This window comes from Stenotrophomonas sp. YJH_SMC_133, from assembly GCF_059370655.1.
In genome coordinates, this window is sequence record NZ_JCAFTW010000004.1 from 182,966 (window position 1) to 209,637 (window position 26,672).

Annotated in this window: 30 protein-coding genes; 12 read left to right on the forward strand and 18 right to left on the reverse strand. The window is 67.4% G+C overall.

All coding sequences use genetic code 11. From position 1 onward, the window contains the following. The first annotated feature begins 27 nt into the window (after nt 1-27). The 3 genes from AC5P78_RS07395 (at nt 28) to AC5P78_RS07405 (ending at nt 1,684) form a co-directional block, all read left to right on the forward strand. Entirely contained in the window at nt 28-300 is a 273-nt protein-coding gene (locus tag AC5P78_RS07395; protein WP_005407606.1) for a hypothetical protein, read from the forward strand. Nucleotides 301-457: 157 nt separating this feature from the next. Then, entirely contained in the window at nt 458-1,150 is a 693-nt protein-coding gene (locus AC5P78_RS07400; protein ID WP_044569346.1) for a L,D-transpeptidase family protein, read from the forward strand. A gap of 174 nt (nt 1,151-1,324) precedes the next feature. Beyond that, nucleotides 1,325-1,684: a hypothetical protein gene (locus AC5P78_RS07405; RefSeq protein ID WP_012478750.1), complete on the forward strand. Its 360-nt coding sequence runs from the start codon at nt 1,325-1,327 to the stop codon at nt 1,682-1,684. 28 nt (nt 1,685-1,712) lie between these two features. On the opposite strand, the gene arsH is transcribed toward AC5P78_RS07405, so the two are convergent. Beyond that, a complete protein-coding gene (gene arsH / locus AC5P78_RS07410; RefSeq protein ID WP_012478749.1) occupies nt 1,713-2,441 on the reverse strand; it encodes an arsenical resistance protein ArsH in 729 nt (242 codons plus the stop codon). A gap of 17 nt (nt 2,442-2,458) precedes the next feature. Here arsH and AC5P78_RS07415 point away from each other — a divergent pair, with 17 nt between their 5' ends. The 4 genes from AC5P78_RS07415 (at nt 2,459) to AC5P78_RS07430 (ending at nt 5,224) form a co-directional block, all read left to right on the forward strand. Further along, nucleotides 2,459-2,788, forward strand: coding sequence for an ArsR/SmtB family transcription factor (locus tag AC5P78_RS07415; RefSeq protein WP_049396448.1), 330 nt, complete (start codon nt 2,459-2,461; stop codon nt 2,786-2,788). Nucleotides 2,789-2,825: 37 nt separating this feature from the next. Next, the gene (locus AC5P78_RS07420) at nt 2,826-3,329 is read left to right on the forward strand and encodes an arsenate reductase ArsC (protein ID WP_414498502.1); all 504 of its coding nucleotides are present in this window, start codon (nt 2,826-2,828) and stop codon (nt 3,327-3,329) included. Nucleotides 3,330-3,337: 8 nt separating this feature from the next. After that, complete coding sequence (arsB, locus tag AC5P78_RS07425) at nt 3,338-4,369, forward strand: ACR3 family arsenite efflux transporter (RefSeq protein WP_044569345.1); 1,032 nt, start codon at nt 3,338-3,340, stop codon at nt 4,367-4,369. Between the two features lie 480 nt (nt 4,370-4,849). Next, the gene (locus tag AC5P78_RS07430; RefSeq protein WP_044569344.1) at nt 4,850-5,224 is read left to right on the forward strand and encodes a hypothetical protein; all 375 of its coding nucleotides are present in this window, start codon (nt 4,850-4,852) and stop codon (nt 5,222-5,224) included. 60 nt (nt 5,225-5,284) lie between these two features. On the opposite strand, the gene AC5P78_RS07435 is transcribed toward AC5P78_RS07430, so the two are convergent. After that, nucleotides 5,285-5,959, reverse strand: a complete 675-nt coding sequence (locus tag AC5P78_RS07435) for an Ivy family c-type lysozyme inhibitor (protein ID WP_049396447.1) — start codon at nt 5,957-5,959, stop codon at nt 5,285-5,287. Between the two features lie 136 nt (nt 5,960-6,095). Between AC5P78_RS07435 and AC5P78_RS07440 the strand changes: the two genes are divergently transcribed. Next, nucleotides 6,096-6,551, forward strand: coding sequence for a YybH family protein (locus AC5P78_RS07440; protein ID WP_044569341.1), 456 nt, complete (start codon nt 6,096-6,098; stop codon nt 6,549-6,551). Between the two features lie 149 nt (nt 6,552-6,700). Here AC5P78_RS07440 and AC5P78_RS07445 read toward each other — a convergent pair whose 3' ends face one another. The 5 genes from AC5P78_RS07445 to AC5P78_RS07465 all read right to left on the reverse strand — a co-directional run bounded on the left by AC5P78_RS07445 (nt 6,701) and on the right by AC5P78_RS07465 (nt 9,785). Continuing rightward, nucleotides 6,701-7,726, reverse strand: a complete 1,026-nt coding sequence (locus AC5P78_RS07445; protein WP_012478742.1) for an NAD(P)H-dependent glycerol-3-phosphate dehydrogenase — start codon at nt 7,724-7,726, stop codon at nt 6,701-6,703. A 20-nt stretch (nt 7,727-7,746) separates the two neighbouring features. Beyond that, complete coding sequence (gene secB / locus AC5P78_RS07450) at nt 7,747-8,265, reverse strand: protein-export chaperone SecB (RefSeq protein ID WP_005407596.1); 519 nt, start codon at nt 8,263-8,265, stop codon at nt 7,747-7,749. 99 nt (nt 8,266-8,364) lie between these two features. Further along, nucleotides 8,365-8,802, reverse strand: coding sequence for a rhodanese-like domain-containing protein (locus AC5P78_RS07455; RefSeq protein ID WP_004153552.1), 438 nt, complete (start codon nt 8,800-8,802; stop codon nt 8,365-8,367). A 57-nt stretch (nt 8,803-8,859) separates the two neighbouring features. Beyond that, complete coding sequence (locus AC5P78_RS07460; protein WP_005407594.1) at nt 8,860-9,285, reverse strand: hypothetical protein; 426 nt, start codon at nt 9,283-9,285, stop codon at nt 8,860-8,862. A gap of 32 nt (nt 9,286-9,317) precedes the next feature. Next, entirely contained in the window at nt 9,318-9,785 is a 468-nt protein-coding gene (locus AC5P78_RS07465) for a YiiD C-terminal domain-containing protein (RefSeq protein ID WP_005407593.1), read from the reverse strand. A gap of 35 nt (nt 9,786-9,820) precedes the next feature. Here AC5P78_RS07465 and AC5P78_RS07470 point away from each other — a divergent pair, with 35 nt between their 5' ends. The 3 genes from AC5P78_RS07470 to AC5P78_RS07480 all read left to right on the forward strand — a co-directional run bounded on the left by AC5P78_RS07470 (nt 9,821) and on the right by AC5P78_RS07480 (nt 13,014). Further along, complete coding sequence (locus tag AC5P78_RS07470) at nt 9,821-10,630, forward strand: uroporphyrinogen-III synthase (protein WP_044569338.1); 810 nt, start codon at nt 9,821-9,823, stop codon at nt 10,628-10,630. Nucleotides 10,631-10,734: 104 nt separating this feature from the next. Further along, the gene (locus AC5P78_RS07475; protein ID WP_012478740.1) at nt 10,735-11,712 is read left to right on the forward strand and encodes a uroporphyrinogen-III C-methyltransferase; all 978 of its coding nucleotides are present in this window, start codon (nt 10,735-10,737) and stop codon (nt 11,710-11,712) included. 6 nt (nt 11,713-11,718) lie between these two features. Beyond that, nucleotides 11,719-13,014, forward strand: coding sequence for a heme biosynthesis HemY N-terminal domain-containing protein (locus tag AC5P78_RS07480; RefSeq protein WP_012478739.1), 1,296 nt, complete (start codon nt 11,719-11,721; stop codon nt 13,012-13,014). Nucleotides 13,015-13,133: 119 nt separating this feature from the next. On the opposite strand, the gene AC5P78_RS07485 is transcribed toward AC5P78_RS07480, so the two are convergent. Further along, the gene (locus tag AC5P78_RS07485; RefSeq protein WP_012478738.1) at nt 13,134-14,429 is read right to left on the reverse strand and encodes an acetyl-CoA C-acetyltransferase; all 1,296 of its coding nucleotides are present in this window, start codon (nt 14,427-14,429) and stop codon (nt 13,134-13,136) included. Nucleotides 14,430-14,522: 93 nt separating this feature from the next. Between AC5P78_RS07485 and AC5P78_RS07490 the strand changes: the two genes are divergently transcribed. Beyond that, complete coding sequence (locus AC5P78_RS07490) at nt 14,523-15,410, forward strand: hypothetical protein (protein ID WP_005407588.1); 888 nt, start codon at nt 14,523-14,525, stop codon at nt 15,408-15,410. A 493-nt stretch (nt 15,411-15,903) separates the two neighbouring features. Here AC5P78_RS07490 and AC5P78_RS07495 read toward each other — a convergent pair whose 3' ends face one another. The 10 genes from AC5P78_RS07495 to AC5P78_RS07540 all read right to left on the reverse strand — a co-directional run bounded on the left by AC5P78_RS07495 (nt 15,904) and on the right by AC5P78_RS07540 (nt 26,468). After that, nucleotides 15,904-16,530, reverse strand: coding sequence for a superoxide dismutase family protein (locus tag AC5P78_RS07495; RefSeq protein WP_005411864.1), 627 nt, complete (start codon nt 16,528-16,530; stop codon nt 15,904-15,906). A gap of 31 nt (nt 16,531-16,561) precedes the next feature. Then, nucleotides 16,562-17,131: a superoxide dismutase family protein gene (locus AC5P78_RS07500; protein WP_495217176.1), complete on the reverse strand. Its 570-nt coding sequence runs from the start codon at nt 17,129-17,131 to the stop codon at nt 16,562-16,564. Nucleotides 17,132-17,224: 93 nt separating this feature from the next. After that, complete coding sequence (gene ntrC / locus AC5P78_RS07505; RefSeq protein ID WP_012478733.1) at nt 17,225-18,673, reverse strand: nitrogen regulation protein NR(I); 1,449 nt, start codon at nt 18,671-18,673, stop codon at nt 17,225-17,227. Then, a complete protein-coding gene (locus tag AC5P78_RS07510; RefSeq protein ID WP_323157407.1) occupies nt 18,666-19,727 on the reverse strand; it encodes a two-component system sensor histidine kinase NtrB in 1,062 nt (353 codons plus the stop codon). The genes ntrC and AC5P78_RS07510 overlap by 8 nt, the downstream gene beginning before the upstream one ends. Nucleotides 19,728-19,897: 170 nt before the next feature. Next, complete coding sequence (locus AC5P78_RS07515; RefSeq protein WP_012478731.1) at nt 19,898-21,943, reverse strand: TonB-dependent receptor; 2,046 nt, start codon at nt 21,941-21,943, stop codon at nt 19,898-19,900. A gap of 107 nt (nt 21,944-22,050) precedes the next feature. Beyond that, entirely contained in the window at nt 22,051-22,365 is a 315-nt protein-coding gene (locus AC5P78_RS07520; protein ID WP_012478730.1) for a hypothetical protein, read from the reverse strand. A 108-nt stretch (nt 22,366-22,473) separates the two neighbouring features. Continuing rightward, complete coding sequence (mltA, locus tag AC5P78_RS07525; protein ID WP_012478729.1) at nt 22,474-23,640, reverse strand: murein transglycosylase A; 1,167 nt, start codon at nt 23,638-23,640, stop codon at nt 22,474-22,476. A 67-nt stretch (nt 23,641-23,707) separates the two neighbouring features. After that, nucleotides 23,708-24,454, reverse strand: coding sequence for an N-acetylmuramoyl-L-alanine amidase (locus AC5P78_RS07530; protein ID WP_012478728.1), 747 nt, complete (start codon nt 24,452-24,454; stop codon nt 23,708-23,710). A 223-nt stretch (nt 24,455-24,677) separates the two neighbouring features. Further along, on the reverse strand, nt 24,678-26,108 hold the full coding sequence (gene amt / locus AC5P78_RS07535; RefSeq protein WP_043034922.1) for an ammonium transporter: 1,431 nt from the start codon (nt 26,106-26,108) through the stop codon (nt 24,678-24,680). 21 nt (nt 26,109-26,129) lie between these two features. Next, nucleotides 26,130-26,468: a P-II family nitrogen regulator gene (locus AC5P78_RS07540; RefSeq protein ID WP_004134334.1), complete on the reverse strand. Its 339-nt coding sequence runs from the start codon at nt 26,466-26,468 to the stop codon at nt 26,130-26,132. Nucleotides 26,469-26,672 lie beyond the last annotated feature (204 nt).

Here is a 26,672-nt window from a genome sequence, read left to right on the forward strand (position 1 = left end):
TTCCCCAGACGAAGGAGGGAGTTGGAAATGAAACTGACCAAGCAGCACATCAACGCAGCACGCGCCATCACCGTCGCCATCGTGGCCACCGTAAGCCTCGGCGCTTGCGCCACCTACAAGGACGAGTTCGCAACCATCAACTCGCGCCTCGATCAGCTCGACGTAAAGGTGCAGGGCGCTGCCCAGAGTGCCGAGTCCGCCAACCAGTCGGCGCAGCAGGCCAACCAGCGTCTGGACCAGATCGAAGGCCGCGTACAGCAGCTTGAAAGGGCACCGGCCGGTCGCAAGCCGCGCGGCTGATAGCTCCCTCATCCTTTGAATTGATCCACCTCTGTATCGGGAACCAGTGGCCTTCGCCGGCCACTGGCATCCTTCCACCCAGGATTGCATTGCAAGGAGCCGTCCCATTCGTACCTCCTCCTCCCCTGCACGCCGCGTCCTCCATGCCGCACTGGCGATGGCACTGGCCGTTGCGTGCAGCGGCGCAGCCAGCGCCAAGGGCAAGGACAAGGAAGCCCCTGAACAGCGAATTGCCGCCGTTGATGAACTTCCACCCGACCAGAGCGTGTCCGAAACAGTGATCGAGCTGGCCGGCTGGGTGGTTGCCAGCAAGGACAACCAGGGCTACCCGTTCGCAATCATGGACAAGGCCGCCGCGCAGGTCCTGATCTTCGGCGGCGACGGTAAGCTGCGCGGCGCGGCACCGGCGCTGTTCGGTTCGGCCATCGGTGATCACTCGGCCCCTGGTGTTGCCAAGCTCGCACTGAGCGCGATTCCCGGCCATGACCGCACCACCCCTGCCGGCCGTTTCATTGGTGGCTACGGCCCCTCCGACGATGCCGGGCGCGTGCTGTGGGTGGACTACGATTCCGCCGTCTCGATGCACCCGCTGCCGCCAGGCACCCCGAAAGAGAAACGCGCCCAACGGCTGGCAACGCCGACGCCGGACGACAACCGCGTCACCCACGGCTGCATCAACGTCTCGCCCGCGTTCTACGAGCAGATCGTGCAGTCCACGTTCGAGAAGGGCGGTGTGTTCTACATCCTGCCGGACAAGGATTCGATCGCGAAGACGTTCCCGGAGTTCGCGCAGAGCCGTGCCGCCGCAGATGGCGACGAGAAGAAGACCGCACAGCATGCCGGCGAGTAGAGCGTTCCTGCATCCGCCTTTGTCGCTGCGGCGCACGCCTTGACCGAGCCTGCCCGCCCGGGCAGCTGCGATGCACCGTCGGCTGCTGGAAAGTCGCCTGCGGCTGAGGCAAGGCGCCATCCCTTGGGGGCCAGCACGCTGGCATACTGCGCCCGTTGATGATCCTGCGAGGCAATGTCTGCCTCGTCCAAGAGGCCGCCGGTGGACCCACTCTTCCAGTTTCTGCTGAGCACGATGGGTGGCGTATTCGTCTTCCTGTTCTTCGTGGCGCGCGAGTACCTGCGTGGCTTGGGATGGCTGCTCGGTTCCTGGGATCCGAACATGGGGCACGCGACCGAAGATGAGCTCATTTCGAAGGCCAATCGCAGCGCCTTGCTGATTGCGGCGGTGCTTCTGGCGTGGGCCTTCATGGGCCCTTCTCCCTACCGCCACAACTGGGAAATCGAAGTAATGGGCATCGGCGCCGGCATGCTGCTGGCCTATGTGGTGATCATCCGCCTTGCAGCTTCAAGGGTGAAGAGGCTGCTTGGGTGAGCGTGCCTCACATCAGCACCAATGAGGATCAGGAAGCCGTAGCCTCTGCAGCCCGCGCCAATGCCGCGGCGTGCGCGTCGCCCTTCCGCTCGCTGTAGCGGTCTACCAGGTAGTCCGACCGGCCCCGCGTCAGCAGCGTGAACTTCACCAGCTCTTCCATCACATCCACCACCCGATCGTAGTACGGCGAGGGTTTCATCCGGCCGTCGTCATCGAATTCCTGCCAGGCCTTGGCCACCGACGACTGGTTGGGGATGGCCAGCATGCGCATCCAACGGCCGAGCACGCGCAACGTGTTGACCGTATTGAACGACTGCGAGCCGCCACTCACCTGCAGCAGCGCCAGCGTCCTGCCCTGCGTGGGCCGCACGCTGCCATCTTCCAGCGGCAACCAGTCGATCTGGTTCTTGAACACGCCGGTGACCGTGCCGTGCCGCTCGGGGCTGACCCAGACCTGGCCTTCCGACCACTGCGACCATTCGCGCAGTCGCTGCACTTCAGGGTGGTGCGGGTGCACGCTGTCCAGCATGGGCAGCGCATGCGGATCGAACACGCGGGTCTCGCACCCCAGGTGACGCAGCAATCGCTCGGCTTCCAGCGCCAGCTTGCGACTGAACGACTGCGGCCGAAGCGAGCCGTAGAGCAGGAGGATGCGTGGTGGCCCCAGATCTGCGGCGGCAAGCTGGCGGTGATCGGGCTGGGGCAGTGAGGCGTCTACCAGGTTCGGCAGGTGGGCACTTGTGATTGGCTTATTCATTCGACTATTCTAGAAATATGGAAACGTCGAATGCAATCGCCGCCCTCACCGCCCTCGGCCATGCCACCCGCCTGGCTGCCTTCCGCCTGCTGGTGGAGGCTGGCCCGGCAGGTCGCATGGCGGGCGACATCGCCACGGCCCTGCAGGTGCCCCCAGCCACGCTCAGCTTCCACCTGAAGGAGCTGGTGCAGGCCGGCCTGGTGGAGAGCGAAAGCCAGGGTCGCCATGTCTGCTACCGCGCCAACTTCGATGCGATGAACGGCTTGATCGAGTACCTGACGCACAACTGCTGCGCGGGCTCGCCAACCGAGCAATGCATGCCCACGGCGCCCGCCTGCAAGGGCTGACCCCACACAGATCCTCTCCTCTCAAGGCAATTGCTCCATGACCCGCAATGTCCTGTTCCTCTGCACCGGCAACAGCGCCCGCAGCGTGCTGGCTGAAGCCACCCTGCGTGCATGGGGCGGTGATCGCTTCAGCGCATTCAGTGCGGGCAGCCAGCCCAATGGCCAGATCAACCCCTTCGCGCTGGCCCAGTTGCAGGCCGAAGGAATGCCCATTGAAGGGCTGCGCAGCAAGTCGTGGGATGAGTTCGTGGATGCAGCACCGATGGCTCTGGTGATCACCGTGTGTGATGCAGCCGCAGCGGAAGCCTGCCCTGTGGTGTTCGGTGACTTCGTCCGCAGCCACTGGGGCCTGCCCGATCCGGCCGCCGTGGCAGGCAGCGATGCCGACAAGACCGCAGCCTTCGCGCTGGCTCATGCCATCGTGAAGGCGCGACTGCGTGCATTGCTCGCCTTGCCTGACTCATTGTGGTCCGACCGCGAAGCGCTGCAGCACGCGCTGGATCAGATTGGACAGTTGCAGCCGACCGACAGCATGCCGTGACTTCCCGCATGAATCTGTTCGAACGCCACCTGACGCTTTGGGTCGGGCTTTGCATTGCGGTCGGCACGCTGCTGGGCCACTTCCTACCCGGTGCTTTCGCGGTGCTGGCGTCCGCCGAAGTCGCCAAGGTCAACCTGCCGGTTGCCGCGCTGATCTGGCTGATGATCATCCCGATGCTGCTGAAGGTCGACTTCCGCGCGATGCGCCAGTTGCAGCAACACTGGAAGGGCATCGGGGTAACACTGTTCATCAACTGGGCGGTCAAGCCGTTCTCGATGGCGCTGCTGGGCTGGCTGTTCCTGCGCCATGCCTTCGCGGACTGGCTGCCCGCAGCACAGATCGACAGCTACATCGCCGGTTTGATCCTGCTGGCGGCCGCGCCCTGCACTGCCATGGTGTTCGTCTGGAGCAACCTGTGCCGCGGCGATGCCAACTTCACCCTGAGCCAGGTGGCGTTGAACGACGCGATCATGGTGGTCGCATACGCACCGGTGGTTGCGCTGTTGCTGGGCCTGTCGGCGATCACCGTGCCGTGGGATACGCTGCTGTTGTCGGTTGGCCTCTACATCTTGGTGCCCGTGCTGGTGGCCGCGTTGCTGCGGCGCTGGATCCTTTCGCGTGGCGGCGAGGCGAGGCTGCAGCGTGCGCTTCGACGGCTGGGTCCGCTGTCGCTGTCCGCCCTGCTGCTGACGCTGGTGCTGCTGTTCGGGTTCCAGGGCCAGCAGATCGTGAAGCAACCGCTGGTGATCGCGCTGATTGCGGTGCCGATCCTGATCCAGGTCTATTTCACTTCCGGCCTGGCTTACCTGCTCAACCGTCGGCTGGGCGTGGCGCATTGCGTGGCCGGCCCTTCGGCGTTGATTGGCGCCAGCAACTTCTTCGAGCTGGCGGTGGCGACAGCCGTGGGACTGTTCGGCGTGCATTCGGGGGCGGCGCTGGCGACGGTGGTTGGTGTGCTGATCGAGGTGCCGGTCATGCTGTCCGTGGTGCGGATCGTGAACCGTACACAAGCCTGGTACGAGAGACGCGAAGAGCACTGACACACCGGAGTGCGCCGAAGTCGATTTGCGTTCTTCGCCCCGCACTGTCGTCATCGGCCTGGTGGGGTACCCGTACGCCACGTCATCAACTTCGACCCATGTCGCATATTCCCCATGCCGCTACGGCCGTTGCGGCGCCTGCGTCTGCGACAGCTTAACAGCGTGCAAAAATGCCAAAAGCGTCTTTGATCAAGCGTTGAATGCAACTGTTCTGATTGGCACCGCGCAGCAGCACGCGTACAGATGACGTGCCATCGAAAAAGGATGGCCGGGCTTCGAAAACCCGTGCGCTTGTTTGACAACGCTTGCCCGCCGGCGTCACCCCTCGTGGCGCCGGCGGGCAATCCGTCTGCCGGCTATGGCGGGCGGAGCGTGGAGGCCCTGTGCCTGCCGGTTTCAACAAGCGCCCGGTTTTCGAGCCACGTCTCCGCCCGCCACCTTTGCGTGGCGGCTGCCGTCTGTCCTGCACGGAGCATTGCCATGAGCACACCCGAATCCTCCCGACTACGCACGCAGTACGTGCCCGCCAGCGCGGACGCGCCTTCGGAAGCACTGCACCCGCACGATCCGCACGGTTTCATCGCCACGCTCGACCGCATCGGCAAGGGCGCCGCCGCCGACGGCCAGCCCTGGCCGGAACGTCATCAGATGCCCGGCCGCCGCATGGCCTTGGCCGACGCGGACTGCGCATTGACCGGCCTGCGCGTGGCGCTGGAAATGCTGCTGGCTGCCGAGCGCGTGCGCCAGAACGGACCCGACGAGGAGTACGTGGGCGACCGCGTGATGGAGGGCCTGATGATGGCCAGCCTGTCGCTGGCCGCACAGGTCAGCGCACGCATGCGGCCGGAAGGGTAATACGGGGAACAACGCACACTGCAACGCCGGGCACGGCCCGGCGCTGCGGCGCACGCCACATCACTCGCAGAGTGCGCTGTCTTCCTTCAACGCGGCATCCTGCAGTGGCTGGCGCTGTTCGATCTGCGCACGTTGTTCCGCCGTCGGCTCGCCCAGCCACCATACACGGCAGCGCGCGGTAAGACGGCCAACCATCTTCGACTGATCGGGCGAATACAGCATCGCCAACGCGGTGCCGGGGCAGTCGTGGGCCTGGCAGGCGGTGTAGAACCACCACGGCTCACCCTGCAGCACTACCAGTTCGCCAGGACCGCTGGGCCCGCTCAACAGGCGTTCGCGCAGCGATGGAATCTCCTTGTCAGCGGATTCGGCTGCGGCCGTGCTCTTCATCAGGGCGTTGAACGCGGCCAGCACCTTCGGATCCTTGCGGCCGCAGTCGTCCACGGTATTGCCGCCCACCAGGGTGAAGAAATGCGTCGCCAGCGGGTTGTCCACGCAGGTGAGTTCCCCGCCGGCGCTCGGGTCTTCCGGTTCGCCTTCGTTGTCCGACACCGAGGGGTCCACACCGTCTTCGGCGGACGGTTCCTTCTCGACCACCGTCGCCACGGCGGCCGGTGCTTCGGCGGTCGGCGCCGGCGCCACAGCAGGTGCAGTCTCGCCAGTCTTCTCCGGTGCCTGTCCGCAGGCTGCCAGCAGCGCGGCCATCATCGCCATCCCTGTGATTCGCATCTTCATTCCGTGTCCTTGTCTGATCTGCGCTGCATCCACCAAATCGGCGGCCGCGTGATTCTAACCAGCGGCGCGCTAGGATGCGTCTGAAGCCTTCCCATCATCGCCAGGGCCTGGACGCATGCGCCGCACACGACTCGCCATGATCTTCTGCAGTGCCCTGCTGATGGCATCGCCGGCAATTGCCCACGATGCAGAAGGCGCGAAGCCCGCACAGCCGCTTCCCGATATCGCGCTGCCCGCACCGCTGGACCGTGTACTGCGCGACTACGAGCAGGCGTGGCGCACGGGTGATGCCAGGGCATTGGGTGCGCTGTTCGCCGAGGATGGCTTTGTGCTGCAGAGCAACCAGCCGCCGGTGCGAGGCCGCAGCGCAATCGAGGCCGCGTATGCCGGCCAGGGCAGCAGTCCGTTGCGGCTGCGTGCCTTGGCGTATGCGGTGGAGGGGAATACGGGCTACATCATTGGTGCGTACAGCTACGGCAACAACGTGGGCGATACCGGCAAGTTCACGCTCACGTTGAAGCGCGTGGGGGATGGGCCGTGGCTGATCTTTTCGGACATGGACAACACCAGCGCGCCGCCGCGGGCGCGGTGATCGGCGTTGCAGTAGATCCACGCCATGCGTGGATATGCAGCGCGCGTGATGCCAAGCAAGCTTGGCACCCACCAAAGCCTGTCTCCCGTCCGGCACCCGCGTGTACTCCCTGATGAAAAAACCCCGGCACGTAGCCGGGGTTTTTCGATTCACTTGAACAGCGTGTCCGGGTATTCCGGTTTCTGTTCCCGCGCCAGCAATGCGCGCAGGCCTTCTTCAGGTGTCTGCTCACCGTGCAGCACGGCACGCACGCGGTCGGAGATCGGCAGGTCGATGCCATGGCGGCGCGCCTGTCGCATCACTTCGTCGGCGGTCTGCACCGACTCGACCACCTGGCCGATTTCGCGCACGGCATCCTGCAGCGTCTGGCCACGGCCCAGGGCCAGGCCCAGGCGGCGGTTGCGCGACAGGTCGCCGGTGCAGGTCAGCACCAGATCGCCCAGGCCCGCCAGGCCCATCAGCGTTTCCGGCTTGGCACCGATGGCAGCGGCCAGGCGCAGCATCTCGTTGAGGCCACGGGTGATCAGGCCGGCACGGGCGTTGAGGCCCAGCTGCATGCCATCGGCCACGCCGGTGGCCACGGCCAGCACGTTCTTCATCGCGCCGCCCAACTCGGCACCGACCATGTCGTCGCCGGTGTAGGCGCGGAACGCCGGGCCATGCATCGCCTCGGCCACCATCTGCGCGAACTCGGGCACGTCGCCGTGCACGGTGATCGCGGTCGGCAGGCCCTGGGTGACTTCCTTGGCGAACGACGGCCCGGTGACAACGGCCAGCGGCACGTCCTCACCCAGCACTTCGCGCGCCACTTCATGCAGGAAGCGGCCCGAACCGGGTTCGAAGCCCTTGGTGGCCCAGGCCACGCCGGCACCGGCAGGACGCAGCGGCGCCAGCGCACGCACGGTTTCGCCGAAGGCATGCGAGGGGGTCACCACCAGGATCCAGGCCGCGCCCTCCACCGCCGACGCCAGGTCGGTGGTGGCACGCAGGCTGTCCGGCAGCGGGATGCCCGGCAGGTAACGCGGGTTCTCGTGGCGCTGGTCGATGGCTTCGACCACGGCAGCATCGCGCCCCCACAGCACGGTCGGATGACCGTGCCGTGCGAGCAGGCTGGCCAGCGCGGTTCCCCAGGAACCGGCGCCAAGCACGGCGATCTTGTCAGCGGTAGTGCTCATCCGTGACGTCGCGGCAGGAATCAGGCGTTGCCAGCCGGCTCGGAGTCAGCCAGCGACGGTGCGTCGCCCTGCTCCTGGCGCTGGCGCAGGGTTTCTGCGTACAGGCCTTCGAAGTTGATCGGCTGCAGGAAGAACGGCGGGAAGCCGCCGGCCTGGATCAGGTCGCTGATCAGCTGGCGCACGTACGGGAACAGGATGTTCGGGCACTGGGTGCCGAGCAGCACGTCGATCGACTGCGGGTCCAGGCCGACCAGGCCGAACACGCCGGCCTGCTTCACTTCGGCCACGTAGGCGGTGCGCTCACCAGCCTGGCAGGTCAGGGTCACGGCCAGCACGACTTCGAAGGCGTTCTCACCCAGGCGCTGCACCTGCTGGTTCAGGTTCAGCTGCAGCTCCGGCTGCACCTGGTCATTGAAGATGGTCGGGGCGTTCGGCGACTCGAAGGAGACGTCCTTGACGTAGATCTTCTCGACGGTGAAAGCGGGGCCGGTGGCGGCATCGACCGGCGCAGCAGCGCCGTTGGTGATCTCTTCGGACATTTCCAGTAACTCCAATGAATGCAATGAAAACGATGGTCGAATTACTGCGATGGGGGCGGGATCAGGCCCATACAAGGCCGGATCCGCCACCTGCGGCAATCAGTTGCGGCCCTTGACCAGCGGCAGCTCGGCCTGCTGCCAGGCGGGAATGCCGCCGTCGAGCACGTAGACCTTCTCGAAGCCGGCCTTCTTCAGCGCCTTGGCGGCGGTTTCCGAGGCGTTGCCGCTGCGGCACACCAGCACCACCGGCGACTGCTTGGCGTTGGCCACCAGCTTGTTGTCCGGGCCGAAGGCACTGGCCTGGGCGTTGCGGCTGCCGGCAATGTGGCCCTTCTCGAAGTCACCGCTGGCCGACAGGTCGACCACCACCGTGCCGCCCGCGTTCATCAGCTGGGTCAGTTCGGCGGGCTTGATGCCCTTGAAGCCCCGGAACAGGCGGCGGATCTCGGTGACGATGATGGCCACGGTCAGGCCGACCAGGGCCGCGGACAGCATCGGGTTTCGGCCTGCAAAGGCCAGCAACTCTTCGTAATTCACTCAGGTCACGGGTCGATTAAGCGGGCGCCGATTGTCGCACAAGCCGGACGCGGCCCGTCACTGCCCCTTCCACAGGTCCGGCAGGCCGGCGGTCTGCCACCAGCGCTTGGCCTCCGGATCCCAGCGCCAGCGCTCGACCACCATCACGGTGCGTTCGGCCTGGGTGTTCTGGTTGATCACCCCGATTTCGACCCGGCGCTCGACCAGGCCGCCTTCCAGCGCCGCGCTGCTACGCTCGCGGTAAGACGACACGCGCAGCTGCGCGTAGCGGTTGAGCTCGAACTCGGTGGGCGGCTTTTCCTTGCGCAGCTTGGGGTCCAGATAGCCGATGGCATCGTCCATGCTGCCCCAGCGGATGGTCGCGCCGTAGGCGATCTGGGTCTCTTCCAGCAGCTTGCGCTGCTTGCGGCTCAGGTCGTCGGCCGAAGCCACGGCGCTGACCAGCAGCAGGGAACACATCAGGAACTGGATGAGGCGGCGCATCGGTGGTTTCCCCAGAACGTCAGCCTGCCATCCTACCCTTTGGCGAAGGCAACGAAGCGACCGCTGAACTCGGCGGCGGGCTTGCCATCGGCACCGGGCTGGGTGGCGATGATGCTGATGCGGGCCTTGCGGCGCTGGCGGAAGGTGTTCAGGAAGGCATCCCAGCCAGTGGCCTCGGCCGCTTCGGCGTGGGCGTGCAGGTCTTCGTAGACCGGGGCCAGGTAGCGCAGGTTGCTGTCGGCCACGTAGACCTCGGCATCGTGGCCGGCCAGGCGCAGGCGCAGGCTGACCAGCGCCCAGCCGGACAGGGTCAGCACCGAGGCCAGGCTGCCACCGAAGGCGTTGCCCTTGTCGTTGACGTTGGCGGCCAGCGGCGCGGTGATGCGCAGCACGCCATCGGCATAGCCGTCGAGCTGGATCTGCATGGCGCGGACCGCCGGCATGCAGTCCAGCACGTCCTGCAGGGCGGCCAGCGAGGAAGTCAGAGCATCAACGGACATCGGAGCAGAGACCACGACAACGAAGGGCCCGCATAATGCAGGCAATGGCCGACCATACGATACCCACTGGCGCCGCCGGTTCCGAGCCGGGCTGGACCTTCATTTCGCTGCGACCGCAGGGCCAGAATTCCGCACTGCGCCGCGCCGTTGCTGGGCTGGGCGGGCATGTGGTGGCCCTGCCACCCTGGCGCCTGCAGCGCTTGAACGGCATGCCAGTGGTGCGTCAGCTGCAACGCGCGCTGAACTGCGATCGGGTGGTGTTCACCAGCCCGGCCGCCGTTGCCGCAGCCGCGTCCCTGCTGCCGCTGGCCGAGGCGCAACGCAGCCCGTGGCTGACCGTGGGCGAAGGCACCGCGCGCGCACTGCGGGCGCAGGGCGTCGGCGAGGTGCATGCACCGCAACGGATGGACAGCGAGGGCCTGCTGGCGCTGCCGGTGCTGGCCGAGGCGCGGGGCCTGCGCATCGGCCTGGTCACCGCCCCCGGCGGACGCGGGCTGATTGCTGCACACCTGCAGGCCGCCGGCGCCACGATCGAACGTGCCGATGTCTACCAGCGCCGCCTGCTGCGCCTGCCGCCCCGCACGTTGGCTCGATTGCCGCATTCAGCGCAGCCGTGGGTGCTGGCGGTGAGCAGTGGCGAAGCGCTGCAGCATTTCTGGCAGCAGCTTCCGCCGGCATTGCAGCAACGCCTGCAGGCCCAGGCCACCGTCGTCGTGGCCAGCGAACGGCTGGGCGATCAGGCGCATGCACTGGGGCTGCAGCGCGTGGTGCGCGCGGCCGGGCCCACCACGGCACAGCTGGTGGCCGCTGCACACGCCACGCTCACCGTCCCGGCAGCGACCTGAACAGGGACGTGGGTCACGCTTGCCGCTGTGGTCGGCAACAGTGATGCTGTGCACAACGCGGCCTGCCGGATCCTGACCGGCGACGTTGCCGACAAGGAAGCCCCATGAACGAGACTCCGCCCGTTTCCCCGCCCCGTCGACCCGTGCGCTGGCTGCTGCCGCTGGCCGGAGTGGTCGTGCTTGGCGTGGGCGGCTATGCCGGCTGGTACGTCTGGCAGCAGCAACAGCACGAACAGGAAGCGCAGGCACAGACCATGGCCGTGCAGCTGCAGGGCCTGGAGGCGACGCTGGATGCACTGCGCCGCGACCAGCGCGCGACCAGCCAGCGCCTGCAGGATGCGGCGACCACCAACCGCGTGCTGCGCGACGAGATGCTGGGCCTTTCGCAGCGCAGTGCGCTGCTGGAAGAGAACCTGGCCAAGCTGGCCGACAGCGCCAATCAGGGCCGCCAGGCGGTACAGCGCGATGAGGCCGAACTGCTGCTGACCCAGGCGGCGCAACGCCTGAACTACGCCGACGACGTGGAAGGCGCGCGCCGCCTGTATGCACAGGCCGCCACCGCGCTGGCCGATCTGCCCGACAGCGATGGCCTGAACCTGCGCCAGGCATTGGTGCAGGAGCGCGATGCGCTCGATGCGCTGGGCGCCGGCCCGCGCGTGCAGTCGCTGCAGCGGCTGGATGCGTTGGCCAGGGCACTGCAGGGGCTGCCGTCGCAGGTGACCGGCAACGCTGCGACCGACACCGCAAAACCGTGGTGGCAATCGACGCTGGCCCCGTTCGTGGACATCACCCCGAGCCGCCAGAATGGCCCGCTGACCGCCGCCGAACGTCGCAATGCCGACGACGCCCTGCAGCTGGAACTGACCCTGGCGCGCGCCGCGATCGAACGCGGCGACCGCACGGGCCGCGATACCGCACTGGAACGCGTGGAACACTGGGCACAGCGGCGTTGGCCGGATTCACCGGCCCTGCGCGCGCAACGTGCTGAACTGAAGGCCTTGCGCGAGCTTCCGCTGCAGGCCAGCAACACCGTGCTTGGCAGCACCCTGCAGCAACTGCGCACCCAGACCGACCGGAGGTAATCCCGCATGAAACCCCTGCAATCCCTGGTTGTGCTGTTGCTGGCGGTGGCCATCGGCGTGGTGGCCGCGCAATGGCTCGGCGCCGATGACCTCAACCGTTTCGGTGAAGTGACCCTGCGCTACGGCGGTTACGACTACCACAGCAACCTGCCGAAGGTGGCGCTGCTGTCGGTGATCGCAGTGCTGGTGCTGTGGCTGCTGTGGAGCCTGATTGCCGCACCGTTCCGCGCCTGGGGCCGCTACCGCCGCAAGCAGGGCCGGGTACGCCTGATCGACGGCCTGCAGGCCTACGAGCACGGCCAGTGGCAGCGTGCCGAGAAGCTGCTGGATGGCGCTGCCAAGGACCCGGAAGTGAGCGCGGTGGCGCTGGCCAATGCCGTGCGCAGCGCACAGGCACGTGCCGACGGCCCCGCCGGTGAAGCGCTGCTGCAGCGTCTTGGCGAGAGCGATGCCACCCTGCAGGCACTGCTGCGCGCCGAACAGCTGCTGGCGCGCGATCTGCCGGTGGATGCGATCAACGCATTGGACGTGGCGGCGATCCAGCCGCTGCCGCCGCGCGGCCTGTGGCTGCGTACCGAGGCGCTGGCGCGTGCCGGTCGCGCACACGAGGCCTATGGCCAGCTTGGTGCGCTGCGCCAGAGCAAGGTACTGCCGGCCGAATCGAACAGCGAACTGGAAGCCCGCCTGGCCGCACAGGCGCTGCTGGAAGCGGCCGATGTCAACGCATTGGCCGCACAGTGGGAAGCCACGCCGAAGGCGCTGCGGCCGACCCCGGACGTGGTGGGAGCCTATGCCAGCCGCGCGGTGGCCCTGAACTGGGATGAGCCGGCGCTGCTGGCGCTGGAACAGGCGCTGGACCAGCGCTGGGACGACGAACTGGTGGCGCTGTACGGCCGCCTGCCGGCCGAGCGCCTGGCCACCCGCCAGGCCAACCTGGCGCGCTGGCGCAATGTGCATGATGGCTCGGCCGCACTGCATCTGGCGCAGGGCCGCGTGGCCCTGGCCCAGCAGCAGTGGGATGCCGCCGATACGTTCCTGCACGAGGCCATCGCCGCCGGCGCCGGTGCCCCGGCGTGGGAAGCGCTGGGTGAACTGTTCGCGCAGCGTGGCGAGCACGCGCTGGCCGCGCAGTGCCTGGCCAATGCGCTGCGACTGCAGCGCGGCGAGGACAGCGTGGCGCTTGTGCGCGGCAGCGAGGCGCCGCTACGTGCCACGGTGGAAGAGCAGCCCATCGCGGTGCAGCCGCCGGTGTATGACGCCAATGAAGAGCGCGACGAGTTCGGCAACCCGCGGTTGCCGTGAGGCGTGCCGACCAACGGTCGGCACCCACCGGAGCAACAAAAAAACGCCGCCCAATGGGCGGCGCTTTCATGTGTGGAACCCGGTAGTCGCCAACCTTGGTTGGCGCGCGGTCGCAACGATCAGCGTTCGACGATCGCCACCACGCCCATGCCGCCGGCGGTGCAGATCGACACCAGCGCGCGGCCACCGCCGCGTTCGGCCAGCTGCTTGGCTGCGGTAGCAATCACACGTGCACCGGTGGCGGCGAACGGATGGCCGGTGGCCAGCGACGAGCCCAGCAGGTTGATCTTGTCCGGGTCGATACGGCCCATCGGTGCATCCAGGCCCAGGCGGTTGCGGCAGTAATCCTCGCTCTCCCACGCACGCAGGGTGCACAGCACCTGTGCAGCGAAGGCCTCGTGGATCTCGTAGATGTCGAAGTCCTGCAGGGTCAGGCCATTGCGCTTGAGCATCTCCGGCACGGCCACGGTCGGTGCCATCAGCAGGCCTTCGCCATGCACGAAGTCCACCGCAGAGACGTGCGCATCGCGCAGGTACGCCTGCGGCTCATGGCCGTGCGCACGCGCCCACTCTTCACTGGCCAGCAGCACCGCGGCGGCGCCATCGGTCAACGGCGTGGAGTTGGCGGCGGTCAGGGTGCCACGGCCGGAGACCTTGTCGAAGGCCGGCTTCAGCGTGGCCAGCTTTTCCAGCGAGGTATCCGGACGCAGGATGTTGTCGCGCTCGACGCCACGGAACGGTGCGATCAGATCGTTGAAGAAACCGCGCTCATAGGCAGCGGCCAGCTTCTTGTGCGAGGACACCGCCCACTCGTCCTGCGAGTCGCGCGAGATGTTCCATTCCTTGGCCATGTCCTCGCAGTGGTCGCCCATGCTCTTGCCGGTGCGCGGCTCGGCCACGCCCGGGAACTCGGGCTTGAGCTCGGAGAACTTGAAGCCGGAAGTGAGCGCGCGGATCTTGTCGCCAGTGCTCTTGGCACGGTTGGCGGCCAGCAGGCGCGCGCGCAGCTTCTTGCCGTAGACGATCGGCACGTCGGAGGTGGTGTCCGAACCGCCGCCGATGCCCGATTCGATCTGGCCCAGCGCGATCTTGTTGGCGACGGTGATGATGCTGTCCAGCGAGGTGCCACAGGCGCGCTGCAGTGTGATGCCCGGGGTCAGCGGCGACAGGCCGGACGACAGCGTGGCTTCACGGCCCAGGTTCCAGTCGCTGGAGTGCTTGATCACCGCACCCATCGCCACTTCACCCAGCTGCTGGCCGTGCAGGCCGAACCGTTCGACCAGCGCGCCCAGCGTACGGACCGACATGCCGAGGTTGCCGACATCCGAATACGCGGTGTTCTGGCGGCAGAACGGAATGCGGACGCCACCGAGGATGGCGACGGGACGAGCGTTGGGCATGGAGATACCTGGCATGGATGAGGGTGTCTGCAACATGGCCTGCACGGCGGAGCAGGCATAATGGAGCCAAGTGTAGCTGCCGCCCTGTGATGGGCCAACCGTGGAACCATGAGCAAACCCGACCCCGCGATGAATGCCCTTGGCGTGCTGGCCCTGGAACTGGCCGGCGGTGAAATCCCCCGCCAGGCGGTACTCAGCGCCGAACAGGCCGGTGAACTGGCCGATCGCGTCGGCCGCGACCTGTCCAAGCTGGTGCCGCAGGTGGCCGAGCTGGACCTGGTGTTCGCCGCCGCCCATTTCGACCCGGCCGAAGTGCTGCGCCCGGGCTGGCCGATCCACCGCCGCCTGGAAGAACTGCAGATGCGTGCCCCGGGCCGCAACCAGGGCCCGCGCCTGCTGGCCTTTGGTACCGACGCCCAGGGCGACGTGCCGCTACCGTTCCAGGCCGACGCCAGCCTGGTGGGCGGCGGCCTGCGCGTGGTGCCGTTCCTGCTGACCGGCAGCGACGTGGCGACGACCAATGCGGTGGCCGAGGCGCTGGAAGACACGCTGCTGGCCAACGGCATGGCCCATGCCGACACCGCGTTGATGGCGCAGAACACCTTCGGTGCCCGCATCGAGCACGCGCGGTATTTCACTGTGAATGATCTGGCCGCGATGATGTCGATGCAGTACGACAACCAGGGCCTGGCCGCACTGTGGCCGCTGATCGAGACCGCGATCATGGCCCCCGGTGAAGACGAATGGCTCAACGCCGCGCCCGAGCCGCTGCTGCGTTACACGCATGGCGAAGCACGCATGGCGCTGTTCGATCCGGCCGGCTGGTGCGCGCACTACGATCACGGCAAGAACGATTGCGACCGCCTGAAGGGCATCTACGAGCAGTTCCTGATGCGCCAGCGGCAGATGGCCGCCGTGCTGGAAGCACATGGCGTGCCGGTACTGTTCGTGCACTGCGAGGCCGGCCAGGACGCGCGCGAACTGCTGGCGCGCTGAAGGCGGGTAGTGCCGGCCGCTGGCCGGCAACATCTGGATCTACGATTGCCGGCCAGCGGCCGGCACTACCGATCAGGAAAAACGCCGGCTTGCGCCGGCGTTTTCCGTTTCAGCAGAAATAGCCGCAGTGCTGTTCGTGCACTGCGAGGCCGGCCAGGATGCGCGCGAACTGCTGGCGCGCTGAAGGCGGGTAGTGCCGGCCGCTGGCCGGCAACATCCGGATCTGCGATTGCCGGCCAGCGGCCGGCACTACCGATCAGGAAAAACGCCGCCTTGCGCCGGCGTTTTCCGTTTCAGCAGAAATAGCCGCAGTGCTGTTCGTGCACTGCGAGGCCGGCCAGGACGCGCGCGAACTGCTGGCGCGCTGAAGACGGGTAGTGCCGGCCGCTGGCCGGCAACCTCCGCATTTGCGATTGCCGGCCAGCGGCCGGCACGACCGATCAAGAAAAACGCCGGCTTCTGCCGGCGTCCTCCGTTTCCAGCAGGAGCGCGCTTACGGCGCCTTCTGGATCACCGCACACGCCAGGCGCGCGCCGGCATTGCCGGTCGGCTGGGTCTTGTAGTCATCCGCATCGGCGTGGACGATCAGGCCACGGCCGATGATGTCGAAGTCATCACCCTTGCCGATGTTGACGTTGCTCGACACCGGGCCGTCGATGGTGGCCACGCCCTTGTCGTCGGCCTTGATGTTGGGCATGTCGCCGCCGTGGTGCGGATCGGTGGCGACATTGCCGTGATCCTGCTTGCCCGGGTTGAAGTGGCCACCGGCACTCATGCCGTCCGGGGCGCTGCAGTCGCCCTTCTCGTGAATGTGGAAGCCGTGCTCGCTGCCCGGCTTCAGGCCGCTGATCTGGCCGGTCACGTGGACCTTGCCATCGACCACCTTGAAGGTGACGCTGCCCTTGGTCTCGTTGCCCTGGGTCGGTGCCAGCTCGGCGCTGGCCGTAGCATCGGCAGCCGGTGCAGCCGCCGGGGCCGGCGTTGCAGCCGGTTCGGTGGTAGCACCGTCGGCCGGCGCGGCCGGCGGGGTTTCAGCCTGCGGCGCGGCCGGCTGCTGGTTGCAGGCCGCCAGGCCCAGCGCAGCAATGGCTGCGAACAGCGAAGTGTGGATCAAGCGCATGGAATCTCTCCCTGGATGATGCCTGCAGTGATCAGCGGACAACCCGGATCACGCCACAGGCGATGCGGACGCCGGCATTGCCGGCGGGCTGGCTGCGATAGTCGTCGGCGTTGGCATGCACGACCAGTGCACGTCCGGCGATATCGGTGGCGGCGCCTCCGCCAAGGGTAACGCCCTTGAGGTGGATATCGACGTTGGCGCGGCCCTGGGCGTCGGCACGCAGATTGTCCATGTCGCCCAGGTGGTGCTTGCCGGTGCCGGCGCGGCCATGCGCAGCGCCACCGGGATTGAAGTGATTGCCGGCACTGCTGGCATCCACCGCACTGCAGTCGCCGCGCTCGTGGATGTGGAAGCCGGCCTGCTGCATCGGCTGCAGGCCACCGATCAGGCCGGTGATGTGGATACCGCCGGGCTCCACCATCAGTGCGATGCGGCCACTGACAATGCTGGCCGAGGCCGGCGCAATATTGGCCTCGACCTGCTTCGCTGCGCTGACCACGGTCGGCGGCGGCGGAGTAGGTTCGGTCTTTTTCGGCGCGCTGCCGCAGGCAGACAGCAGCACGGCGGCGGACAACGGCAGGATGGCAAAGGACAGACGCATCAAAGACTCCTTGCAGATGACACTAAGCGTTGCATCGTCCATGAACGATCAACAGTTCGGCAAGCGGGCGCGAGGATCGCGTGCAGGGGCCGTTCAATGGCCCCCGCGGCGGCGCCCGGCGCCCAGCTTGCGGGTAAGGGTATTGCGGCCAAGGCCGAGGCGGGCAGCGGCTTCTGCGCGGCGCCCATGGGTGATCTGCAGCGCGGCCTCCAGCAGCGCATGGTCGACCCGCTCGCGCACCTGCGCGTGCAGCCCTTCCACGCCTTCGGCCAGCTGACGGCGTGCCCATTCGGCCAGCAGCGCTTCCCACTGCCCCGGATCGGCGCTGGTGGTGCTGCTGCGACGACCGCGCGTACGGTTGAGCGCGGTATCGACGTCGGCCACGCCGATGGTGTCGGCGGCCGCCAACGCCGCCATCCGCCAGCACACGTTTTCCAGTTCGCGCACGTTGCCCGGCCAGTCGTGTTCGCGCAACGCCTGCAGTGCGGCCGCGGTCAGGCGCTTCGGCGGCGTATCCAGCTTGCGCGCGGCGGCGGCCAGGAACGTACTGGCCAGCTGTGCGATGTCCTCGCGGCGCTCGCGCAGCGGTGGCAGCTGCAGGCGCACCACGTCCAGGCGGTGCAGCAGGTCGGCGCGGAACTTCCCCTGCGCAACCAGACCTTCCAGGTCCTGGTGGGTGGCGGCAACCACCCGCACGTCGACGCGGATCAGTTCACGGCCACCGACGCGGAAGAACTCGCCCTGCGCCAGCACGCGCAGCAGCCGGGTCTGCAACGGCAGCGGCATGTCGCCGATCTCATCCAGGAACAGTGTGCCGCCATCGGCCTGCTCGAAGCGGCCGATATGGCGGCGCTGCGCGCCGGTGAAGGCGCCGGCTTCGTGGCCGAACAACTCGCTTTCCAGCAGCTCGGACGGGATTGCAGCGGTATTGAGCGCGACGAAGGGCCCCTGCGCGCGCGGTGATTCGCGATGCAGCGCATTGGCCACCAGCTCCTTGCCGGTGCCGGTCTCGCCGGTGATCAGCACCGCCAGCGGTGCCTGCGCCAGGCGACCGATGGCGCGGAACAGCGCGCGCATCGGCGGGGTATCGCCCACCAGTTGCGGCGGTTGGTCGCTATGCGCTTCGGCCGCAGGTGTGGCCGCCGCCAATGCCGGTGCGACGGCCGGCAGCACCCGTTGCGCCAGTGCCACCGCATCGTCCAGATCGAACGGCTTGGACAGGAATTCATGCGCGCCACCGCGGAACGCGCCGGCCGTGCTGGCTACATCGGTATAGGCCGACATCACCACCACCGGCAGCTGCGGCAGCGCGGCCTTGAGCTTGTCCAGCAGCACCAGGCCATCGTCGCCGGGCATGCGCACATCGGTGAACAGCAGCGCCGGTGGCGGGCCTTCGCTCAACGCCTGCAGGGCGGGTGCGGCGCTGTCGAAATCGACGACCTGGTAGCCCGCCTCGCGTAGCGCGGTGCACAGCACGAAGCGCACGGCCCGATCGTCATCGACCACCCAGATGCGCTGCGGGGACGAAGAAGACTCAGACATCGCGCGGGGCCTCCTCGGCCGGGGCAGCGCCGCTGACGATCGGCAGCAGCAGAGTGAACACGGTATGGCCCGGGCGCGAGCGGTAGGTCAGCGTGCCGCGATGCTCGCGCGCCACCTGCTGGGCCAGCGCCAGGCCCAGGCCAGTGCCTTCGGCACGGCCACTGACCAAGGGCAGGAACAGGTGTTCAGCCAGTTCCTCGGGAACGCCACGGCCGTCGTCGGCGATTTCCAGGCGCAACGCCAGCGTGTGCAGCTGCTCGGCAATGCGCACGCCATGCTCCACGCGGGTACGCAGGGTGATGTTGCCGGCGCCGGCCTGGATCGCGTTGCGCACCAGGTTCCAGACCGCCTGGGTGAGGCGGTCGGCGTCACCATGGAATTCGGGAATGCTGGGGTCGTAGTCGCGCTGCAGGCGCACCGCCCAGCCGGCTTCGCTCTCGGCCAGGCGCAGCACGCGCTCCAGCGCGGCATGGATGTTCAGTTCGGCGTGGGGCGCCGCCGGGGCCGGCGACAGCAGCTGGTCGAGCAGGCCGTTGAGGCGCTCGATCTCCGAACCGATCAGTTCGATCAGCTCACGTTCGCCGGCGTCGCGCTGAGCGGCACGCCGCGCCAGCAGCTGCGCCGCGCCCTTCAACCCGGCCAGCGGATTACGCAGTTCGTGGGCCAGCCCCTTCAGCGCCGCGCTGAGCGCGCTGGGCAGCGCCTGGGTGGGATCGAGTCCTGGGAACTCATCGACCGGATGCGCTTCCAGCAGCCAGCCGCCATCGTCGCGGCGGCTCATCCAGCCCTCAGCGAAGCGCGGGGCCTCGCCGGGCACCGCCAGCGCCAGCCGGTTCAGGCGCAGGCTGTCGCGTTCATCGCGGGCCAGGAAATGGGCCAGTGCCTCGCCCTGGACTTCCAGTGCGGCCAGCGGCCGACCCAACAGGCGCCGGACGCTGACGCCCAGCCAGCGGGCGAAAGCCGGATTGCAGCCGGCAATGCAGCCATCGGCCCCGGCCCAGGCCAGCGGCGTGCCCAGGGCATCGAGGGACGGCGGGGGTGCGGGGTCGGACATTGCACCAATGTAGTGCAAAACGGGGGTTCGGGGTCAGAGCCCTTTCCTCGCGGCAAGGGATCTGACCCCTTGCGCTGCGGGATCCGGGGTCGGATCCCTTTCCGTGAGGAAAGGGCTCTGACCCCTGCCGCAGGTCGAGCAAGCTCGACCACTACCAGATGCGTGGCCGGTTACAGCTTCATGTTCAGGCCGACGAACACGCTGCGGCCCGGGGCCGGCGAGAACATCGGGCGGGCGCTGTCCCAGAAGAAGCTGTCGTACCAGGCGTAGGCGTACTGGCGGCCGGTGACGTTCTTCAGCTGCAGGTCCACGCTGAAACGCGGGGTGAGCTGATAGGCCGCACTGAGGTCGAGCACGGCGAAGCCACCGAACTTGCCGGCCACGTTGCGTTCTTCCAGGTAGTAATCGCCCTGTGCACGCGCCTGCAGGCCCAGCCGCAGCGCATCCGTGGCGCGGTAATCCACACCCAGATTGCTGATATGGCGCGGGGTGGCAGCCACTTCGCGGCCCTGCAGGGAAATGCCGGCATCGCGGTCGTCGCGGGTGATCTTCGCTTCCTGGTAGGCGTGCGAAGCCCATACCGTCCAGTCGTCGCCCAGTTGCAGGCTCAACTGCGCATCCACGCCTCGTCGGCGGGTCTTGCCCAGGGTGACCGTGGTGCCAGTGGCCGGCATGTTGGATACCTCGTTTTCCGCGTCCTGCTGCCACACCGCCAGGCGCGCCTGGGCGCCCTGGAACGGCTGGAACTTCAGGCCCAGCTCCATGCCGGTGTTGGTGGACGGCTGCATCGGTGCCTGCCCGGGGGTGAGGTAGGCCGGCGCGGTGGACCCGGTCAGCACCTGGAAGGTGCGGCCCCAGTTCGCGTAGACGTGGGTGGTCTGGCCCAGGCTGTGGATGATGCTCAGCTTGGGCTGACCGATGCTGCCGTAATCCTGCAGCCGAGCGGTGATGCCGTTCATCAGGTGCGTGCGGCCACTGAAACGGTCCACGCGGTAGGCCGGCACGATCTTCCAGGCCTCGACCGGCTGGTAGACGGCCTGCACGTAGGCACCCCAGTTGTCGAAGCTGTGGCGATCGTCGTTCTGCACGCGCGCCGGCGGCTGGCTGTAATCGGTCGGTTCGGCGTAGGCGTAGCGCTCGCGGATATAGCCGTTGTCCTGCTGCTCGTAGTTCAGGCCGCCCTCGACAGTAAGCGCGGGGCTGGCCTGCCAGGTCAGCGTGCTGAGCAGGCCAGTCTGGCGCTCATCCCACACGCGGCGCTGACGCGGCAGGTTGCCGGTGGGCAGATCGCTGAAGGTCACGCGGCGGTCGTCTTCATAGCGGTTGTAGTAGAGCCGCGTGCCGAAGGTGAGTGCGTCGGACAGCTTCAGGTCGACGTGCGCGGCGATCTGCCGCATGTCGCGGTCATCGCCATCATTGCCGTTGCGCAGCTCGCTGCCACGGCGGAGCGTGCGCAGTTCCTCGGCGGTCATGAAGCCCGGTTCGTCGGCCTCATGGTGGTAGGCGCGCGCCGTCAGGCCCACGCGCAGCCCTTCGTCCAGCGTGCCGAAGAACCACTTGCCGCCCAGCGAGTACTTCTTCGAGGTGTCGTGGTCGCGATAGCCATCGCTGGCCTGGGTGCCAACAAAATAGTTCTGCGCGAAGCCATTGGCTTCGCGGCCAACCGCCAGCTGTGCATCACGGGTGTTGTAGCTGCCGTAGGCCAGGCGCGCATCGGTGTAGCTGCCGCCCTGACGCGTACCGAAGTTCACGTTGCCACCGATGTTGTGCAGCCCATAGCGCGGGTCGTTGGTCCCGCGCACCACTTCGATGTAGCTGATGTCCAGCGGGAACAGCATGTCGATGAAGCGCTGGTTGCCACTGTTGACGTTGCTGGGGATGCCGTCGATGAGGGTCTTGATGGCGTTGAGGTAGCCCTCGCCGTTGAAGGCGCGGAAGCTGACCTTGCCCGATTCGGCCCCCTGCCGCGTTTCGGTGAGCTGGATGCCGGGCATCTGCCCCAGCAGCTCCCAGCTGTGCGAGACGTTGCGGTCTTCGATCTGGTCCGCGCCGAGCACGTCCACCGAAGTCAGCACCTGGCGCGCGCTGAGCTGGCCTTCGCCATGCTGGTGCACCTGCACCTTGCCGAGGGTGAGCGCGGCATCGGCGGACTGTGCGAAAGCTTCAGGGGCGAACGGAGCGGCCGCGAGGGCGGCCACAAGGGTGGGAGTCTTCATGGGAAGGGGCGGCTGCGGTGAAATGTAATCATATAACATTTCACATGCCCGCTTTTGCAGCGTCGAGCAAGGCTCGGCGCTACAAGAGCGGGTGCCGGGGGCTGGGATTACACCGGGTAGCCGGTGGCTTCCCGTGCCTTCTTCCAGGCGGCTTCGAATTCACGCGCGGAGATTTCGTCGTCCTCGTCGAAATCCAGGAACGACACCGGCTGGTCGGCCAGCAGGAAACGGTCATCGCTGTGGGCGTGCTCGTCGGCCCAGACCATCTTGGTGCCGTAGATTTCCACCTGGCGCACGATCTTCTCGCCACGGGCTTCCATCAGCACGTTGCCCTTGCCCAGCCCCGATTCGGCCCAGTGCTTGTAGTACTTCTTTGCGGCGGACTTCGCGCCGCGTTTTGCGTTGTGCTTTGCGTAGGTCATTGCAGGGGTCCTGGCCGCAGGCGCGGCCGGAAAGTTCGGAATGGCGCCATTATCAGGCATCCGGGGTCAGAGCCCTTCCCTTTGGAAAGGGATCCGACCCCTGCTGCTTCAGTTCGGCAGGGGCGCGCCCTTCGGCCACAGCATCCAGATATTGCCCTTCTGCTTCATGTCGCCGGCCAGCTTGCCGGCGGCATCGCCGCTGCCCCAGTACAGGTCGGCGCGCACCTCACCGGCGATGGCGCCGCCGGTGTCCTGCGCGGCCACCGGGCGCACCACCGGGGTGCCGTCCGGGCGCGTGGTGGAGAGCCACAGCAGGCTGCCCAGCGGCACCACGCTGCGGTCCACCGCCACGCTGTAGCCGGCGGTGAGCGGCACGTTCAGCGAACCACGCGGGCCTTCCGGGCTGTCCGGGTTGCGCACGAAGAACACGTAGCTGGGGTTGCTGCGCAGCAGTTCCGGCACGCGCGCGGGATTGGCCCGGGCCCAGGCGCGGATCGCGTCCATGGTGACGTCTTCCTTCTTCAGCTGGCCCTGGTCGACCAGCCAGCGCCCGACGGCGCGGTAGGGGTGGCCATTCTGTTCCGCATAGGCCAGCCGCACCTGCTTGCCATCGGCCAGGCGCACGCGGCCGGACCCCTGGATCTGCAGCAGCTGCAGGTCCATCGGGTCGGTCAGCCAGGCCAGCACCGGGGCGTTGGCGCCCTGGGCCGCGATGGTGCCGGCGTCGTCATAGGGCTTGAGCACCTTGCCTTCGACGCGACCGCGCAGGCGCTTGCCCTTCAGTTCCGGGTAGAGGCTCTCCAGCTGCACCACCACCAGATCATCGGGAGTGCCGTAGACCGGCACCGTCGCCTTGTCGGTGCGGGTCAGGCTGCCGGCATAGATCGGCTCGTAGTAGCCGGTAATCAGTCCGTCGGCCTGGTGGCCACCGGCACGCAGCGCATAGGCATCAAGGTCGCGCTGCAGGAACTGGCGGATCGCGGCCGGGTCCTTGTCTGACACTGCTGCGGCGGTGGCGCAGGGTTTGGCCCAGACCGCATCGTTCTTCAGGCGGGTGCAGCTGCTGCGCCAGGCAACGAAACCGGCCTGCAGATCGCTGTTGGAGACGGGTGGCAGCGCGCTCCATGCAGCCTTGGCATAGGTCGCTGCAGGCGGCATGGTGGGCGTGGGCGCTTCAGACCCGGTGCGGGGGGCGGTGGTGGCGCAACCGGCGAGCACGGCCGCTGCCAGCAGGATGCAGTGCCTGCGCTTGACGAAGGTGGCGGAATCGATCATGCCGCCATGGTGGCGGGCCGGCCGCTGGGCGGCAACCCGGCGCGGGGTCAAGCGTTCATGCGCGGGGTCACGGCGTCTGCAGCAGCAGCGAGTACAGGATGCGCGCGTCTTCGGCATCCAGCGTCTTCGGCAGGTCGTCGCGGCCACGGAAACGGCGGTGGAAGGCGGCGACGGTGGCCTCGCGGTTGTCCAGCGGATAGCCAAAGCGGGCCAGCGCATTCCACGCGTCGAAACCCTCTGGCGCAGCACCGTCGGCCGCGCGCGGCCACACGCCAAAGCCGACCTCGGCCAGCTGCTGCCAGGGGAAGAAGCGGCTCGGATCCTGCTTGCGCGTCGGCGCCAGGTCGGCGTGGCCGATCACCTGGCGCGGCGGGATGTTCAGGCGCGAGGTGAGGTCGCGCAGCAGCACGATCAGCGATTCGATCTGCGCCGCACTGAACGGGCTGCGGCCATCGTTGTCGAGCTCGATGCCGATCGAGGCCGAATTGAGATCGGTGATGGTGCCCCAGCGCCCGGCGCCGGCGTGCCAGGCACGGCGCTCATCGGCGACCAGCTGGTAACGATGGCCATCGGCACCGACCAGGTAATGTGCACTGACCGGTCCACCGCTGTTGGCCGTGCGCAGCGTATGCAGGCTCTGCTGCACCGACTTCTGCTCGGTGTGGTGGATGACGATGATGACAGGCGTGCGCGCGTTCTGGTTGGGTGATGGCACCCAGGTGGCGAGCGGGTTGCGGGTTTCCTGCGGCGCGGAGGCACAGGCAGCCAGCAGCAGGCAGGCCGAGAGCATCAGGACAGTGCGGATCGGGTGCATGGCCTGATTGTGCGCGATCAGGCGCGATGATGCATGTCACAAGGAAGATTCGGTAGGTCCACGCCAGGCGTGGATGCGCCACTCCGGCTGTGCCACCAACGGTCGGCACCCACCAGAGCAGACCCCGTGCCAAGCAAGCTTGGTACCTACCAGAACGAGGACAGTGGAAGTGCCGACCAACGGTCGGCACCCACAACATCAATGCAATAGCTCTGCCGCTACTTCAGGCCTCGTAGGCAGATTCGCCGTGCGAAGTCACATCCAAGCCGGTGCGTTCGGCCTCTTCGGTCACGCGCAGGCCGACCACGACCTTGACCACCAGCAAGATGACCGCGGTCACCACCGCCGACCACACCACGGTGAGGCCGACGCTGACCACCTGCACCCACACCTGGTGGGCGATATCCAGACCGGCCTTGGTACCACCCAGCGACTGTGCACTGAACACACCGGTGAGAATCGCGCCGACGATGCCGCCGACACCATGCACACCGAACACGTCGGCAGTGTCGTCCACCTTCAGCAGGCGCTTGAGGCCGGTCACGCCCCAGACGCAGACCACGCCGGCGACGAAGCCGATGATGATCGCGCCGAGTGGGCCGACCGTGCCACATGCCGGGGTGATGCCGACCAGGCCGGCCACCGCACCCGAAGCAGCGCCCAGTGCCGATGGCTTGCCCTTGCTGATTGCTTCCACCAGCGTCCAGCCGAGCACGGCGGCGGCGGTGGCCAGCACGGTGTTGAGGAAGGCCAGCGAGGCCACGGTATCGGCTGCGGCAGCGGAACCGGCATTGAAGCCGAACCAGCCCACCCACAGCAGCATCGCGCCGATGTAGGTGAACGGCACGTTGTGCGGCTTCAGCGCGGTCTGGCCGTAGCCCAGGCGCTTGCCGACAAACCAGGCAGCCACCAGGCCAGCAACGCCCGCATTGATGTGGACCACGGTGCCGCCGGCGAAATCGATCGCGCCCAGCTCACCCAGGTAGCCGCCCCCCCAGACGATGTGGGCCATCGGGATGTAGCTGAGGGTGAACCACAGCGCCGAGAACAGCAGCACCGCGCGGAACTTGATGCGCTCGGCGAAGGCACCGACGATCAGCGCGGTGGTGATACCGGCAAAGGTCGACTGGAACGCGACGAACAGATAGTCCGGCAGGCCCTTGATCGGTGTGTTGCCGACCGACTCGGGGGTGAAGCCCTTGAGGAAGGCGAACTCGGTGAACGACCCGAAGAACGGATTGCCCGCGCTGAACACCGCGCTGTAGCCGTAGGCCACCCACAGCAGCAGCACCAGCGAGAACACCACCAGGATCTGGCTGAGCACCGACAGCACGTTCTTCGAACGCACCAGGCCGCCGTAGAACAGGGCCAGGCCCGGCACGACCATCAGCAGCACCAGCAGGGTGGAGGTGAGCATCCAGGCCACGTCGCCATGATCATAGGCGGCGGCCGCTTCGGCCACGGCCGGCGCAGCGGCTGCAGCTGCAGTGTCCTGCAGCGGTTCAACGGCCACGCTTTCGCTCGGCAGTGGCGACACCTGCGCCTGGGCGTGGGCATTGCCCGGCCAGGCACCCGCGGCCAGCGCACTCAGCAGCATCAACAGCCACACGACATGGAACCGGGCTTGCCACCCGGTGAGAAGGCGCATCTTCATGGGGGAGTCTCCGGAAAGGGGTTACAGCGCGTCGGCACCGATTTCGCCGGTGCGGATGCGGATGACCTGTTCGACGGCGGTGACGAAGATCTTGCCGTCACCGATCTTGCCGGTGCCTGCCGACGATTGGATCGCTTCGATCACCGCATCGGCACGCTCGTCGGTGACTACGGTTTCGATCTTGATCTTGGGCAGGAAATCGACGACGTACTCGGCGCCGCGATACAGCTCGGTGTGGCCCTTCTGGCGGCCGAAGCCTTTCACTTCGGTCACGGTAATGCCCGACACGCCTGCGTCGGACAAGGCCTCGCGGACCTCGTCGAGCTTGAACGGCCGGATGATGGCGGAGATCAGTTTCATGCGCATGTCCCGATGGTGGATGGGGCCAGCGCGCCAGCGCGCGTTGGCATCAGGCAACCAGCGGCCATCACTGTGATGGCCGTGGCTGTTGCACCGGACACGTACAGGGCCGGGACGGCCGTGCCTCTCTCCTTGCACGACCGACGCGGGAGGGAGGGCGGCCCTGGTCGCGTATCCGGTCTCTCTCTTGCCCCTGGATCAGGG